Source organism: Rhizobium laguerreae, from assembly GCF_002008165.1.
In the GTDB taxonomy this organism is placed as follows: Bacteria; Pseudomonadota; Alphaproteobacteria; order Rhizobiales; family Rhizobiaceae; genus Rhizobium; species Rhizobium laguerreae.
Genome location: NZ_MRDM01000029.1, coordinates 261493 through 276401, shown reverse-complemented (window position 1 = coordinate 276401; position 14909 = coordinate 261493). Strand labels below are relative to the sequence as shown.

At 60.4% G+C, this 14909-nt stretch carries 13 protein-coding genes; 5 read left to right on the top strand and 8 right to left on the bottom strand.

Annotated features, from left to right (window positions below; translation table 11 throughout):
- Window positions 1-35: 35 nt before the first annotated feature.
- The 7 genes from BS630_RS28610 to BS630_RS28580 form a co-directional block, all read right to left on the bottom strand.
- Window positions 36-1580 carry an ABC transporter substrate-binding protein gene (locus BS630_RS28610; protein ID WP_077980084.1) on the bottom strand — a complete coding sequence of 515 codons (1545 nt, stop codon included), beginning with the start codon at window positions 1578-1580 and terminating at the stop codon, window positions 36-38.
- A 24-nt stretch (window positions 1581-1604) separates the two neighbouring features.
- Window positions 1605-2468, bottom strand: a complete 864-nt coding sequence (locus BS630_RS28605; protein WP_077980083.1) for a serine hydrolase — start codon at window positions 2466-2468, stop codon at window positions 1605-1607.
- Between the two features lies 1 nt (window position 2469).
- On the bottom strand, window positions 2470-4098 hold the full coding sequence (locus tag BS630_RS28600; RefSeq protein WP_077980082.1) for an ABC transporter ATP-binding protein: 1629 nt from the start codon (window positions 4096-4098) through the stop codon (window positions 2470-2472).
- Window positions 4095-4913: an ABC transporter permease gene (locus tag BS630_RS28595; protein WP_077980081.1), complete on the bottom strand. Its 819-nt coding sequence runs from the start codon at window positions 4911-4913 to the stop codon at window positions 4095-4097. Before BS630_RS28595 ends, BS630_RS28600 begins: the two co-directional genes overlap by 4 nt.
- Entirely contained in the window at window positions 4910-5854 is a 945-nt protein-coding gene (locus BS630_RS28590) for an ABC transporter permease (RefSeq protein WP_077980080.1), read from the bottom strand. The genes BS630_RS28595 and BS630_RS28590 overlap by 4 nt, the downstream gene beginning before the upstream one ends.
- Before the next feature lie 178 nt (window positions 5855-6032).
- Window positions 6033-6938 carry a LysR family transcriptional regulator gene (locus BS630_RS28585; protein ID WP_077980079.1) on the bottom strand — a complete coding sequence of 302 codons (906 nt, stop codon included), beginning with the start codon at window positions 6936-6938 and terminating at the stop codon, window positions 6033-6035.
- A 37-nt stretch (window positions 6939-6975) separates the two neighbouring features.
- Complete coding sequence (locus tag BS630_RS28580; RefSeq protein ID WP_183594613.1) at window positions 6976-7950, bottom strand: LysR family transcriptional regulator; 975 nt, start codon at window positions 7948-7950, stop codon at window positions 6976-6978.
- Window positions 7951-7989: 39 nt separating this feature from the next.
- Between BS630_RS28580 and BS630_RS28575 the strand changes: the two genes are divergently transcribed.
- Window positions 7990-9354, top strand: a complete 1365-nt coding sequence (locus BS630_RS28575; RefSeq protein ID WP_077980077.1) for an MmgE/PrpD family protein — start codon at window positions 7990-7992, stop codon at window positions 9352-9354.
- A gap of 75 nt (window positions 9355-9429) precedes the next feature.
- Here BS630_RS28575 and yghX read toward each other — a convergent pair whose 3' ends face one another.
- Window positions 9430-10317 carry a YghX family hydrolase gene (gene yghX / locus BS630_RS28570; protein WP_077980076.1) on the bottom strand — a complete coding sequence of 296 codons (888 nt, stop codon included), beginning with the start codon at window positions 10315-10317 and terminating at the stop codon, window positions 9430-9432.
- A 328-nt stretch (window positions 10318-10645) separates the two neighbouring features.
- On the opposite strand from yghX, the gene BS630_RS28565 reads away from it, so the two are divergent.
- The 4 genes from BS630_RS28565 (at window position 10646) to BS630_RS28550 (ending at window position 14834) form a co-directional block, all read left to right on the top strand.
- Window positions 10646-11803 carry a Gfo/Idh/MocA family protein gene (locus BS630_RS28565; protein WP_077980075.1) on the top strand — a complete coding sequence of 386 codons (1158 nt, stop codon included), beginning with the start codon at window positions 10646-10648 and terminating at the stop codon, window positions 11801-11803.
- Window positions 11804-11816: 13 nt separating this feature from the next.
- A complete protein-coding gene (locus tag BS630_RS28560) occupies window positions 11817-12701 on the top strand; it encodes a carbohydrate ABC transporter permease (RefSeq protein WP_017958115.1) in 885 nt (294 codons plus the stop codon).
- A complete protein-coding gene (locus BS630_RS28555; RefSeq protein WP_003553169.1) occupies window positions 12698-13555 on the top strand; it encodes a carbohydrate ABC transporter permease in 858 nt (285 codons plus the stop codon). The genes BS630_RS28560 and BS630_RS28555 overlap by 4 nt, the downstream gene beginning before the upstream one ends.
- A gap of 73 nt (window positions 13556-13628) precedes the next feature.
- A complete protein-coding gene (locus BS630_RS28550; protein WP_017958116.1) occupies window positions 13629-14834 on the top strand; it encodes an ABC transporter substrate-binding protein in 1206 nt (401 codons plus the stop codon).
- Window positions 14835-14909 lie beyond the last annotated feature (75 nt).

Here is a 14909-nt window from a genome sequence, read left to right as displayed (position 1 = left end):
GCGGCGCCCGACCCACCGGGCGCGGCAGTTCAGGCTCAATTGTCGAGCGAAACTTCCCAAAGACGGGCATTCGATTGCCAGACGGGCTGACCCTTCAGCTTCTTGGTCGCACCCCAGACATCGACCATGTCATAGAGGAAGATGCCCGGCATTTCCTTGAGCATCAGCGTGTGAAACTCGTCGAAGATCGCCTGACGCTTCGTCTGGTCGGGTTCCGCATAGGCGGCCTTCATCAACTCGACGGCCTTTGGGTCATCCCACATCAATGACGCATTCTTGTCCTTGTTGCCGACATAGAAGCCGTACATCAGCGCCGGATCGAGCCGCGGCGCGACCGATTGCGAGATGATCTGGTAGTTGCCGGACCGGCGGCGATCGACCTGCGTCGCATAGTCGAGCACCTCGATCTGCACATTGAGACCTGCCTGCTGCATCATGGCCTGCGCCATCACCGCGGCCGGGAAGCTTGGCACGTTGCTGCGCTTGTTGGCGATGATGGTAATCGGCTCGCCCTTGTAGCCGGCCGTCGCAAGCTCTTTCTTCGCGGCCTCGATGTCGTAGGGCAGACGCTCCTTCTGAACATCGCCGAAATAGAGCGAGTCTTGCGAAACCATCGAACCGTTGGCTGCGCCGGTGCCATTGGAGGCGGCCTCGACGAGCTGGTCGAGATCGAGTGCCATTGCCATGGCGCGGCGCACGCCGGGATTGCTCAGAACCTTGTCGCGCGTCTGGATGTAGAAGAGATTTTTGCCGTTGTTGCGCGCCACGATCAGCTGCATCGTGTCGCTCGTCTTGAATTCGGGAATGAGATCCGGCGAAATCTCCGCGGTATCGAGCACGCCGGACTGAAGGCCGGCCTTTACGGTCGAAGCATCGGGAATGACCATGAACTTGATGCCATCGACGAGAGGGCGCTTGGAGCCGACCATGCCGTCGGGCTTGCCGTCGTTCTCTGGCGAGACATAATCGTCGAACTTGGCGAGATGGATATACTCGCCCTTCTTCCATTCATCCCATTTGAAGGGACCGGTGCCGATCGGCTTGATGAAGCTTCCGTCCGCGCCGACCGATTCCGGCGAGATTATCCCGGTGTAACCGCATTCGGGGCGCGACATCAGGCCAAGAAAAACCGCGGATGGCTTTTCCAGCGTGATGGTGACGGTCGAAGCATCGACTGCCTTGACGCCCGTAACATGCACGCTGCCGCTGCCGTCGAAGTCAGGAAGGCAGGTCCATTTCGTTTCGGGCTTGAGGTAGCGGTTCCAGTTCCACACGACGTCATCGGCGGTCAATGTCTTGCCGTTGTGGAATCTGACGTCGTCCCGCAGTTTGAAGCTGTACGTCAGCCCATCCGCCGAGACTTCGAAGCTCTTTGCCAGCAGCGGCTTGACCTCGCCGTTGTTGGCATAGCCGACGAGCCCCTCGACGATATGCAGGATGACGCCATCGGTATTGCCGTCGCGATTGACGCCCGGATTGTTGCTGCGCAGATCGGAACTTTGAGCCACGACGATGTCGCGGGCGTCGACCACGCCGGTCATCGCCATCAACATGGTGCCTGCAAGAAGAAGCTTGTGCATTGTTCTACCCTCTTTTTACGATCTTTAGGATTGGAATTCATCCCAGCAGGCGCGTGAAAGCCTGCCGATGGTTTCAAGCGCAACCGTGTAGCCGGGGGTGCCGTCCGGCATTTCCTGCGGCACGTCGTCGGTAAAGGCGGCGATGATGAAGAAGGGGGAGCCGTCGCGATAGACGATACCGGCATTCATGCGGCCGCGCTTTCCTGTGCCGCCCTTGTGGGCGACGAGCACACCGAAGGGCAGCCGGGAAGGAATGGCATAACGCAGGATCTGGTTCTTCAGGGTTTGAAGCGCGTAGGCGCACAGCGCCTGCGAGCAGCCGAGCCGGTCCGCGGCTTCCTGCGCATCCTGCGCATCCAGGATGGTCTGCAGCAGGTAGACCTGATCCCGCGCCGTCGTCGTGGTGACGGCCTTCAATGAATGATCAGGCGACAGCGCCAAGGGAGGGATGAGGAAGCGATGGTTGGTGCCCGTCATGCCGATCGACTTGCAATAGCTGTCGACCTCTTCGAGCGTCAGCCTTTCGAAGACCATCTTGGTGCAGACATTGTCGCTCAGCACCATCATGCCGGTAATGGCGTCGCGCAGCGATATGACGATACCAGGCGTCAGATAGCGGAACATCCCGCTCGCCACTTCCTCGGCGAAACGTTTTTCGTAGGTGATCTGTTCGTCGAGGTCCAGGCGGCCTTCATGCGCGGCCTTCAGGGCCGCCATCATGATCGAGGTCTTTCGGGTGCTGGCGGAAGGCGTTTCCTCGTCCGCACCCCTGCCGATCGTTTCACCGCTGCCAAGCGCACGCACCATGAAGCGCGTTACGAAGGGCTGGGCATCGCAGATCGCGTTCAATCGCTCCGCGAGCTTTCCGGTTTCAATCATCGTCGTCATATCAGTTCTCCAGGCGCCATTTGAGGATCACGCCGCCCTGAGCATTGTGGTCCAGAGCGGGGATGGCCGAGAGAAGCCTTTGCGTATAGGCCTCCTTCGGGCTGTCGAAAACCGTATCGCGGTCGCCTTCCTCGATGATCCGGCCGTCCTGCATGACGACGACGCGATCGGCCACCTGTTCGACCACGCCGAGATCATGGCTGATGAACAGGCAGGAAAAGCCGTAGCGTTTTTGCAGATCGGACAGGAGTTCGAGCACCTGCGCCCGGACCGTCACGTCAAGCGCCGATACCGGTTCGTCGGCGATCAGGAATTTCGGCCGGCGCGCAATGGCGCGGGCAATCGCCACGCGCTGCCGCTGGCCGCCCGAAAGCTCATGCGGATAGCGCCCGGCATAGTCGGCCCCAAGGCCGACTTCCTCCAGCGTCTCCAGGGCGCGCTTGCGCTTTGCCGCAGCGTCGAGATCGGGAACGAGCCGCAGCGCTTCTTCCACAAGTGCGAGGATGGTCATGCGCGGATCGAGCGAGGAATAAGGATCTTGAAACACCATCTGGCAATTCAGCCGATAGTCCATCCAGTCGTCGTCGCGGCTGCGTCCCTTGAACCGGATATCGCCTTCGCTCTCGCGGACCAGTCCGGCAATGGTGCGGCCGAGCGTGGTCTTGCCGGAACCAGAACCGCCGACCAGTGCCACGACTTCGCCCTCGTGGATATCGATGCTGACGCCATGCAGCGCCCGTTTCGGCGTTGCCTTCTTCATCAGCGACCGCCGGCCCGGATAGTCGACGACGATATCGCGCGCCGAGACCATCGGCGCCCTGGTCTTGTCGATCGTCCGCGTCTCTCCGCGGAACGGCAGGGAGGAAAGCAGTTTCTTCGTATAGGCACGCTGCGGTGCGTGGAGCAGATCGGCGGTGCGTCCTTCTTCGACGATCACGCCCTTTTCCATGACGACGATGCGGTTCGTGTAACGGGCAACCATCGGCAGGTCGTGACTGATCAGGAGCACGGCGGTGCCTTCCGCCTGTGTCAGTTCCACCATCAATTCCATGACATCGCGCTGGATCACGGCATCGAGCGCCGTCGTCGGCTCGTCGGCGATCAAGAGCGCCGGCTTCAGCAGCATCACCGATGCCAGCATGATGCGCTGGCGCATGCCGCCTGAGAATTCATGCGGATAGGACGTGAGCGCCCCGGCGGGGTTGCGAATCCCGACCCGGTTCAGCATGTCGAGGATCCGGCTGCGCCGTTCTTCCTTCGAAAGTTTCGTATGCAGCTGCAACCCTTCTTCGAGTTGGCGGCCGACGGTCATCGAGGGATTGAGCGAGGTCATCGGCTCCTGGAAGACGACACCGATTTCCGCACCGCGCAATTGGCGCAATTGCGCGCCGTTCATGGAAAGCACGTCGCGTCCTTTGTAGGCAACTGAGCCGCCGATCACCTTGATGGGCGCCGGCAGCAGCGAGATCAGGGCGCGTGTTGCCAGCGTCTTGCCCGATCCGCTTTCTCCGACGATGCCGAAGATCTCGCCCGGCGCGATGTCGAAGCTGACCTCCTTGACGACCTGCACACCGGTCCCGGTGACCTGAAGTGACAGGTTGCGGACATTCAAAAGCGTTCTATTGGTCATTTCAGCCCCCTCATCCGCGGATCAAGCTTGTCCCGAAGAGCGTCGCCCAGAAGATTGATGCCAAGGAGCGTCAGGGCGATCGCCAGGCCCGGGAAGAGACCCAGCCAGACAGCCTGCTCGATGAATGGTCGCCCGGCAGCCAGCATGTTGCCCCAGGTCGGCGCCGGTGGCGGAACGCCGAGGCCGAGAAAGCTGAGCGCGCTTTCCGAAAGGATCGCCCAGCCGAACATCGAGGTCGCCAGCACGGTGATCGGCGCGATGCAATTGGGGAGGACATGGCGGAACATGGTATAGAGCTCGCCATTGCCCATCACCTTGGAGGCCTCGATGAATTCCCGCTCGCGCAGCGACAGGACGGCGCCCCGGACAACGCGAGCCATCGAGGGAGAATAGGCAATGCCCAGCGCGAAGATGATGCCATATTGATTGGCGCCGAAGACGGCGAGCAATCCCAGCGCCAGAAGGATGCCTGGAAAGGCGAGAAGCGCATTGTTGACGGCCATGATGACGGCATCGATCCAACCGCGGGCGTAACCGCTGACGAGACCGATCAGCGTGCCGCAGACCGTCGCGAATGTGACCGTCAAGGTGCCGATCCAGACGCTCGCCCGGGCGCCGACGATCAGGCGGCTGAGCACGTCGCGGCCGAATTCGTCGGTTCCGAGCCAGTGGGCGCTGCTGGGTGCCGCCAGCCGTGCGGTGAAGCCGAGCTTCATCGGATCATAGGGAGTCCAGAAAAGGCCGATCGCAGCGGAGATGAGCAAGGCGGCAATCAGAATGCTGCCAATGAAGCCGTTGAACGTGACGTTTTTCATCCGGCGACTACCCGCGGATCGAACAACGGATAGAGCAGGTCGACGACCAAATTGACCAGCACATAGGAAAGCGAGACGAACAGCAGGCAACCCTGGATCACGGGGTAGTCGCGAGCAAAAATACTGTCGACCATCAGTCGCCCGAGCCCCGGAATGGTGAAGACCGTCTCGATGACGGCAATGCCGCCGAGCAGATTGCCGAGGATCAGACCGATGACTGTCCAGGTCGGGCCGAAGGCATTCTTGAAGGCGTGCCGCCAGAGGACGGCGCTCTCGGAAAGCCCCTTGGCCCGGGCGTGGGTGATATAGTCGAGACGCAGCACTTCCAGCGTCGAGGCGCGTGCCATGCGGATCAACACACCCATCTCGTGAATGACCAGGGTCATGATCGGCAGCACGAGGTAGAGCAGGCCGCCGGTGACGTTGCTGCCGATCGAGACATAGCCTAGGACCGGTAGCCAGCTGAGTTTCAAGCCGAAGAAAAGCAGAAGCAGGAGGCCGAGCCAGAATGTCGGGATCGACAGCAGGATCGTGGCCGTGCCGACCAGCGCCAGGTCCGTCAGACTGTTCTGCCGCCAGGCGGCGATGACACCCGCCGGCACGGCGATGAGGCTCGCCAGAAGGACGGCGACGACGACGACTTCGGCGCTGACCAGAAAGCGCGATGCGACGAGCGGCAGAACCGGCTCGTCATTGACGATCGAGCGGCCGAAATCACCCTGGACGACATTGGCGGTCCAGACCAGGAACTGTTCCGGCAGCGATTTGTCGAGGCCGAGTTCCGAGCGCATTGCGGCGATCTGAGCCGGCTCAGCCATATCACCCAGCATCAGTGCCGCCGGATCGCCGGGTATGAAGCGGATCAGCGTGAAGACGGCAACCGAAACGAGGACGATCGTCGGCAATGCCATCAACAGGCGGTTTAGAACGAATTTCAGCATTTTTGTTCCCCGCGATTGGCGACGGACAGTGCCCGGCGCCATCGGTTTCGTTGCCGCAGACTATGATCGAATGAAGAAATATCCGCAATATTATGCGATTCTGTCATAAGTCTATGCGGAATACGACCGCAACCAAAACGGCTGAATCCGAGTAAGAACGACGTCTAACTATTTGATTTTAAATGTCTTTTTGCGAAATCCGGATCTGTCGCTTCAAGGCGTCGCTCAGAGCGTGGGCGGCAATCGAGAGTGGCGTCCCGACCGCCCTCGCCAATCCGAATTCCTGGGTCGCGCGTGGCACGAAAGGACGGTGAACCACCGGCAGGTGGCGATAGAGATTCGCATAAAAGCTGCTGATGATCGTGACCCCAAGGCCATGCGCGACGTAGGAACAGGCGGAACTGTTGGTATGCGTCTCGATCTTGACGATCTGCTTGACGCCGGCCCGCCGGAAGGTCTGGTCGAGCGCCATGCGATTCGGCCGTTGGCGGCCGATCAGAATGAGGGGCACGTCGCGCAAATTCCTGACCGTGATTTCCTCCAGTTTCGCAAGAGGATGATCCTTCGGGACGACGCAGACGCTTTCGCCGGTGGCGACCCGCTCGACCTCGATGCCCGGTCCGCTCTCGCCCTCCATGCGCAGAAAGCCGAAATCGATCACCCTCTGCTCGACGAGCTTGTTGATCGCGGTCGTCGTCTCGAAGAAGGTTTCGATCCGCACACCGGGGAAATCGCTGATGTAATCGGCCAGCATTGCCGGCGCGAAATGCTCCCACATGCTGCTCGGCAGGCCGACGCGGACGATCTCCGGGCCGGCGGCGCCGCTTCTTAAGTCCTCAGCGTGGCCCGACATCCGATCGACCGCGAGCAAGATGGTCTCGGCATCGCGGGCAAGAAGCAGAGCCTCGGGGGTGGGGATGAGACGGCCTTTGTCGCGCACGAAAAGCGACATCGAAAGGTCCGCCTCGAGCTGCTGGAGGAGGCGGCTGACGCCGGACTGACTGAGGCCCATCGTCTTTGCCGTGGCAATCGTCGACCCTGTCGCCAGGAGCGTGCGCAGGACTTCCAGTTGCTTGATATTCATGCGTTTGCGATCCCCCAGGACGGTTCAGGCACCGTCATCATGCCCAGTCCGAAATGCTTTGAAGGAAGAGGTTGGCGGCCTTGGGCATCGGAAATTTCTCTCCGCTGATCAGCGCGTAGGCAACCGGCAGTTCCGGTTCGAGCGGAATGAACTGCAGCGGCAGCGTCGCATATTCGCGGGCGATGATCTCGCCGACCAGCGCAATGCCGAGCCCTTGCGCGGCGAGCGCGCAGGCACTCGCCACCGAATGCGCTTCGAGCAGGGGGCGTTGGCGGATGCCGGCCTTGTAGAACAACGCCTCAAGCTCGTGGCGAACCGGTCGCTCCCTGTTCAGCATGATAAGATCCTGCCCCTTCAGGTCGGCGACCGACAATTGGCGGCTGCCGGCCTTGGGATGATCCTTGTGCAGGGCGCAAATGACCCGCGACGACAGGATCTTCTCCTGTTTCAATCCCGGGCTCATCAGCGGCAGACGCGCGAAGCCGAGATCGGCCTCGCCGTCGGCCACCATCCGTTCAATTGCCAGATAGCTGCCGGATGCGACTTCGACGCGCATTGGACCATTCGCCGCGAGAAAGTTCTTCACGAGCTTCGGAATGCGCGTCGAGGAAAGACTGGAGGGAAAGGCGAGCCGCAGCATGATCTCGCGCGACCGACCGCTCTCGAGCTCCATCGCCGCCGTTTTCAAGGCGCGTAGCCGGTCGGAAATGGCACGGATTTCCGGGCCGAGCTGCAGCCCCTCGCGAGTCGGTTGAAGCCGGTTCTTTTCCCGATCGAAAAGCCGGACGCCGAGATAGTCTTCCAGTTGCTGCAACAAGCGGCTGGCGTTCGATTGCGAGATCCCAAGCTCGATGGAAGCGGCGATCGTCGAGCCCGTCGCGGCGATGGCGTCATAGGCCTCGATATGCTTCAGGCTGATCGCCGCACTCGTGTCTCGCGCCATTCTATCTCCAATGTCGATAGCCCTACCCGCAGACCGCATAAGATTGCGGACCTGCGGAAAGTTGAACATTTTCCGCTGAGAACCAAACTCACGGGAAGACTTTCGTCAATGGCCACCATTCTCCGGAAGATCGCGGAACAGGTCCTGTCGCGCACGACGTTCTCAAACGTCGCCATGGACCGGGCAAAAGATGCCGTGGTGGATACCATCGGCTGTATGATTGCAGGCAGCGGCGATGAAAGCGTTGCCGCGCTCACCCGCGCCTTCGACGGGGAAATCGCCGAAGGCGGCGCAGCTCGGCTCGTCACCGGCGGCTCCGCCTCGCCCTCTTTCGCCGCACTCATCAACGCAACGGCGGCTCATGCGCTCGATTTCGATGACAATTTCCATCCGGCAAGAGCGCATGCTTCCGCGGTGCTGGTGCCGGCGCTGCTGGCGGTTCTGGCGCGCGGCAAGGCCACAAGCGGAAGACGGTTTCTCGAGGCTTACCTGGCTGGGCTGGAAGCGCAGGCGGCGGTCGGCTTCGGCGTCAATCCCTCTCACTATAACAGAGGCTGGCACGCGACGGCGACGGTTGGCAGCATCGGGGCCGCGGCTGGCGTGGCACGGCTTCTCGGCGCCGACGAAGAGAGCCTGGTCGCGGCGATGAGCCTCGCGACGAGCTTCGCCTGCGGCCCGAAAGGGCAGTTCGGCACGAGCGCCAAACCGCTTCACGCCGGCATTGCCGCGCGCAATGCCGTGGACGCGACGCGCATGGCGCTGGCGGGCATGAGCGGGCGGCCGGATATCCTCGAGCGGCCGCAAGGCTTCCTCGATCTTTTCGGGGGCGATGATGCCAAGGGCTGGGAAGACCTGACATTCGGCGAGGAGCATATCATCGAAAGCCGGGGCGTGGTGACCAAGCGCCATCCCTGCTGCGCCTCCACCCATCGCGCCATCGACGCGCTTCTGGATCTGAAGCAGGAGCATGGGCTTTTGGCGGACGACATTGCCAGGATCGAGACGAAAGTCGGCATATCCGCTGCCCGCAACCTCGCTTATCCCGAGCCCACCGACGAGATGCAGGCCCGCTTCTCAATGCAATATTGCCTGGCGACAGCTTTGCTCAAAGGCTCCCTTAGCCTTTCGGACTTTACACGGCAGGAGATTGGGCGAGCGGAAATCCGGGAATTCATGCCGCGCATCGAAATGCAGTCCTATTCGGCTGACGAGGAAAAAGGCGTGGAGCGCCTCCCGCATGTCGTCACGGTCACGATGCGCGACGGGCGCATTTTGAACAAGTCTCGCTTGCATGCGAAGGGATCGCTCGAAGCGCCGATGAGCGTTCATGAACGTGAAGCCAAATTCATGGACTGCTTGCGCTGGGGAAATCGGAATGTGTTCGGCGCCTCTTTCCTGCAGCTTCGCAGGCTTGCCGATTCTGAAAACCTGTCCGGCGACGATCACTTCTGGAGCCTGATCGCGGACTGTTAGTCGCCTTGACAAGCCGCGGGACGGAAAAGCGGCGGGGAATGGCTCCCCGCCGCAGCTCGTGCAAATCCGGCCTTCTCAGGCGAGGTATTTCGTAAACCAGTCGACCGTCCGCTGCCAAGCGAGCTTGGCTGCCGCTTCGTCGTAGCGGGGCGTGGAATCATTGTGAAAGCCGTGATTGACGTCCGGATAGATGTGGGCCTCGAATGTTTTCCCCGATGACTTCAGCGCAGCTTCATAGGCCGGCCAGCCTTCGTTGATCCCCTTGTCCAGACCGGCATAGTGGATAAGCAATGGCGCCTTGATCTTCGGCACGTCTTCGGCGCGCGGCTGCCTACCGTAGAACGGCACGGCTGCGGCAAGCTCCGGATAGGCCACCGCCGCAGCGTTGGCGACGCCGCCGCCGTAGCAGAAGCCGGTGATGCCGACCTTGCCTGTGGTGAGATCGTTGTTCATCAAGTATTCGACCGCCGCGAAGAAGTCGTTCATCAGCTTTTCTGGGTCGACTTTCTGCTGGAGTTCGCGTCCCTTTTCGTCGTTGCCGGGGTAGCCTCCGACCGAGGTGAGGCCATCCGGCGCAAGAGCGATGAAACCCGCCTTTGCCACGCGCCGCGCCACATCTTCGATATAGGGGTTCAGACCTCTGTTCTCGTGCACGACCACCACAGCCGCAACTTTGCCGGTCGTGTTTTTTGGGCGGACGAGATAGCCGCGGACATCGCCATTTCCCTTCGGAGAGGGGTAGGTAATGTATTCGGCTGATATATCGGGGTCGGTGAACTCGACCTGGGTCGCCAGCGCATAGTCAGGGCTCAGCGATGAAAGAATAGCGGCTGCCGTAACGCCGCCGACGGCGAATTTGCCGGCCCGGTCGAGAAACTCGCGCTTGGTAATCCTCCCATGCGCGTAGTAATCGTAGAGTTCGAGAAGTTCCTGAGGGAAATCCTTGGCTGTCATACGGGTCATGATGGCTCCTCCTGCCTACGGGTTGTCGCCTCATCCTACACACGTAAACTCGCGGCTCTTTTCAACATTTCGCGAGTTCCGCGTGAGCTTGCCGGGGCGATCGTCGACTGCACCACAGTCGCTGTATTCGCCGCCCCCGGCGTTAAGAGATGCACCAATTCTCTCTAGCAATCGGCATCCTGTCGGCTGCAGCGAGCCATCGCCCGCCGGCTACCAATCTATGAAAATTAATTTCATGCTTGCGCTTCGATGCCCGTTTTCTATTGACGCCTCCCGATTTTTGTCCCAACTTAAAGAAAATAAATTACTAAATGGGAACCTGATCGGCATGAAAGTGGGAATCATCGGGCTAGGATTCCGGCTCGGCTATCTCGGCTACGTTTTTAAGGCAATCGATAGCAGCTTCGACATTGTCGGCTATGTGGATCCGGAACCCGCCGGACTTCCCGGATTGACGGAAAAGGGAATTTCAGTCGGCAAGGCCTATGGTTCGCCGGAAGAGCTCCTCGCCTCCGAAAAACTCGATCTGCTGATGATCGGCTCCCCCAATCACCTGCATCTCGACCATATCAGGCTCGGGCTTCAAGCCGGTCTCAAGGTCTTCTGCGAAAAGCCGATCGTCACGACGATCGCCGAAAGCATCGAGCTTGCACATCTGATGGCAAAATTCGGCCATGAGCGACTGATGGTCGGTCTCGTGCTGCGCTATTCTCCTCTTTACAAGGATCTCCGCGCTATCCAGGCGGAGGGCAAGCTTGGCCAGATCGTGTCGATCGAGGCGTCCGAACATATCGAGCCCTATCACGGTGCCTTCTTCATGCGCGACTGGCGCCGCTATGAGCGCTATTCCGGCAGCTTCATGCTGGAGAAATGCTGCCACGACCTCGACCTTTATAACGGCGTCGTCGGCGCGCGGCCGGAGCGCGTCGCAAGTTTCGGCGGCCGCAAGAGCTTCACTCCGGCCAACAACCCGGCCCGCGAGGGTATCAACGACCTCGAGCTTTTTCACCGCAAGCCGAGCGGGTGGATGGGATCGGACAAGGTCTTCGACAGCGATGCCGATATCATCGACTATCAGGTGGCGATCGTCGAATATGCCAATGGCGTCGGCATGAACTTTCACACCAATCTCAACGTGCCCGACCAGTTCCGCCGTTTCGCCATCATGGGTTCGCGCGGCATGGCCGAAGGCGATTTCGTCCGCGGCTATCTCGACGTTCACGAACAGCTGACCGGCAATAAGGTGGTCGAAAACAAATATGCCGCCACCGAGCTCTCCCAGCACTACGGCGCCGATGAACAGATGGCGAGCGACCTGCTTGAAAGCGTACGCACCGGGCTCGAACTTCCTGTTTCCACGCTGAACGCGCTCGAAGCCGGCATCCTCGCCTTGGCGATGGACGAAGCGAGGATGAAGAAAACAGTCGTCGACCTCAGACCCGTCTGGGACCGCTTCGACGAAGCCCTTCACGCGAGAGCGGCTTGAGGAGGGCGGCAAGATGAGTGTTCAAAGAAGCACCTTCATCTTCGCTTGCATCCTTCTTCTTCCGGCTGTGCTCTATGTTCTGGCGATCGTCGCCTATCCGCTGGTCGATACGTTCATTCTCTCTTTCACCGACGCGTCACTCAGGAAGACCACCAACTGGGTCGGCTGGGCTAATTACGAGAAGATCTTCAACGAGAGGTTTGCGGAAGTGATCATCCGCACCTTCGTCTGGACCTTCTTCTCCGTTGCCCTGAAAATGGTGATCGGCACATTCGGCGCATGCATGCTGAATGCCGCGGTCCCCGGCCGCTCGCTGTTCCGGCTTTTGACCATGCCGCCGTGGATCGTGCCGATGGCGATCGGCATCTTCATGTGGGGCTGGATGTATAATGGCCAGTTCGGGATGATATCGGGCCTGTTGCAGCGCTTCGGTCTCGTCGACGGACCGGTCGCCTTCCTTGCCTACGGAAGTACCGCCTTCTGGGCAACGATCATCACCGACGTTTGGATCGGCGTGCCACTGGTGACGATCTACTTCCTGGCAGCGATCCAATCCATTCCGAAGGATCTCTACGAGGCCGCCTGGACCGACGGCGCCGGCCGCTGGTACCGCTTCCGCCGCATCACGCTGCCGCTGATGGTTCCGGCGATCATCACCATGTCGATGCTCTCGCTGATCGCCACCTTCAACTCGTTCGACATCATCTGGATCCTGACGCAGGGCGGACCGAGCGGCGAGACGACGACGATGATCATCGATACCTATCAGACCGCGATCGGCTCGAAGAAATACGGTGAAGGTGCAGCGCGCGCCGTTTTGATCTGCATCTTCCTGTCGCTCTTCTGCTTCGCCTATTTCCGCGTCACCCGCCGCCTCAATCCGGAGAAGCGCGCATGAGCAACGCAGCCATGATCGACCGTTACCGCTGGTGGGAAATCATCCTGATCTATTGCGGCATCGCGCTGTTTCTTTTCTTCGTGCTGTCGCCCTTCGTCGAAGGTTTCCTGGTTTCGCTGAAGCCGCTCAGCCAACTCTTCTCCTCGCCCTATCGTTTCTGGCCGGAGAACGGCTCGTTTGAAGCCTACCGGACGATGTGGATCAGCGTGCCGGGCTTCGGGCGCTATATCTTCAACTCGTTCTTCATCTCGATCATCGTCACGCTGATCGTGCTCTGCCTCGTCATTCCAGCGGCTTATGCCTTTGCGAAGTTCGAATTCAGGGGCATGGGCATCCTGCTCGGTGCCTTCCTGACGGTGAACATGTTTTCCGGCGCCGTGCTGTTGATCCCGCTCTTCCGGCTGATGCGCAGCATCGGCGTGCTCAACACCTATCTCGCCATGATCGTGCCGGGCGTCGCCTTCCTGATCCCCTCGGCGATCTGGCTGCTGCGTACCTACATGATCCGTATCCCGCAGGAACTCAACGAAGCGGCCTACATGGATGGCGCCAGCCATTTCTACACGCTGCGCCGGGTCATCCTGCCCATTGCGATGCCGGGGATTATCGTCGTCGCCATCACCACCTTCATCGGCGCTTATGCCCAGCAATTCATCTTCGCGCTGACGTTCAACTCGAAGACCGAATACATGCCCTTGCCGGTGGGGCTCTTTGCTTACTTCGGCAAGCAGGAGGTCATCTGGAACGAACTGATGGCGGCTTCCTTCGTCGGTATCGCGCCGGCGATGGTCGTCATCTTCTTCCTTCAGCGCTACCTTGTCGGCGGGCTGACCGCCGGTGCGGTGAAACAATAAGACCAAAAAACGAGTGAACAGCTAACACAAGAATGGGAGTCACGACGTGAGCATATCAATCAAGACAGGCCTTATGGCGCTCGCCCTGCTCGGTTCGACGGCACTGACCGCCGTCACTGCCCAGGCGGCCGACAAGGAAATCAGCTGGATCTATTGCGGCGACACGATCGACCCGGTCCACACCAAATACATCAAGCAATGGGAAGAAAAGAACGCGGGCTGGAAGGTCGCCCCCGAGGTCGTCGGATGGGCGCAGTGCCAGGACAAGGCAACGACGCTTGCTGCCGCCGGCACGCCGGTGGCGATGGCCTATGTCGGCTCGCGCACGCTGAAGGAATTTGCGCAGAACGACCTGATCGTTCCGGTGCCGATGACGGACGACGAGAAGAAGACCTACTATCCGAACATCGTCAACACTGTGACCTTCGAGGGCACGCAGTGGGGCGTTCCGATCGCTTTCTCCACCAAGGCGCTTTACTGGAACAAAGATCTTTTCAAGCAGGCCGGCCTCGATCCCGAGACGCCGCCGAAGACTTGGGCTGAAGAAATCGAGATGGCGAAGACCATCAAGGAAAAGACCGGCATTCCCGGCTTCGGTCTCTCCGCCAAGACCTTCGACAACACGATGCACCAGTTCATGCATTGGGTTTACACCAACAACGGCACGGTGATCGATGCGGACGGTAAAGTTACGCTCGACAGCCCGCAGATTCTCGCCGCGCTGAAGGCCTATAAGGATATCGTCCCCTACTCCGAAGAAGGCCCGACGGCCTACGAGCAGAACGAAGTCCGCGCCATCTTCCTCGACGGCAAGGTGGCGATGATCCAGGCCGGCTCGGGTGCAGCCGACCGCCTGAAGGCGACGAAGATCAGCTGGGGCATTACCACGCTGCCGCTCGGCCCCGACGCCAAGGGTCCCGGCACGCTGCTGATCACCGACAGCTTGGCGATCTTCAAGGGCTCGGGTGTCGAGGACAAGGCGACGGAATTTGCCAAGTTCATCACGTCGCCGGATGTGCAGTCCGAATATGAACTGCAGGGCGGCGCCGGCCTCACACCGCTGCGTCCGTCGCCCAAGGTCGATGAATTCGTCGCCAAGGATCCGCACTGGAAGCCTTTGATCGAAGGCATCAGCTACGGCGGCCCGGAGCCGCTCTTCACCGACTATAAAGGCTTCCAGAACTCGATGATCGAGATGATCCAATCCGTCGTGACAGGCAAGGCCGAGCCGGAAGCCGCGCTCAAGAAGGCGGCGGGCGAAATCGAAGCCTTCAAATAAGCCCCTCGGGCTCTCTGGGATCGCGGGATGTGACATCCGCGATCCCTTCCCTGACGATGAACGCCCGACCAAGGC

Coding starts and splice junctions, on each gene's coding strand:
- yghX (WP_077980076.1), bottom strand. CDS start 10,317: ATGACCCGTATGACAGCCAAGGATTTCCCTCAGGAACTTCTCGAACTC.
- BS630_RS28595 (WP_077980081.1), bottom strand. CDS start 4,913: ATGAAAAACGTCACGTTCAACGGCTTCATTGGCAGCATTCTGATTGCC.
- BS630_RS28590 (WP_077980080.1), bottom strand. CDS start 5,854: ATGCTGAAATTCGTTCTAAACCGCCTGTTGATGGCATTGCCGACGATC.
- BS630_RS28580 (WP_183594613.1), bottom strand. CDS start 7,950: ATGTTCAACTTTCCGCAGGTCCGCAATCTTATGCGGTCTGCGGGTAGG.
- BS630_RS28575 (WP_077980077.1), top strand. CDS start 7,990: ATGGCCACCATTCTCCGGAAGATCGCGGAACAGGTCCTGTCGCGCACG.
- BS630_RS28565 (WP_077980075.1), top strand. CDS start 10,646: ATGAAAGTGGGAATCATCGGGCTAGGATTCCGGCTCGGCTATCTCGGC.
- BS630_RS28550 (WP_017958116.1), top strand. CDS start 13,629: ATGGCGCTCGCCCTGCTCGGTTCGACGGCACTGACCGCCGTCACTGCC.
- BS630_RS28555 (WP_003553169.1), top strand. CDS start 12,698: ATGAGCAACGCAGCCATGATCGACCGTTACCGCTGGTGGGAAATCATC.
- BS630_RS28600 (WP_077980082.1), bottom strand. CDS start 4,098: ATGACCAATAGAACGCTTTTGAATGTCCGCAACCTGTCACTTCAGGTC.
- BS630_RS28585 (WP_077980079.1), bottom strand. CDS start 6,938: ATGAATATCAAGCAACTGGAAGTCCTGCGCACGCTCCTGGCGACAGGG.
- BS630_RS28605 (WP_077980083.1), bottom strand. CDS start 2,468: ATGACGACGATGATTGAAACCGGAAAGCTCGCGGAGCGATTGAACGCG.
- BS630_RS28610 (WP_077980084.1), bottom strand. CDS start 1,580: ATGCACAAGCTTCTTCTTGCAGGCACCATGTTGATGGCGATGACCGGC.
- BS630_RS28560 (WP_017958115.1), top strand. CDS start 11,817: ATGAGTGTTCAAAGAAGCACCTTCATCTTCGCTTGCATCCTTCTTCTT.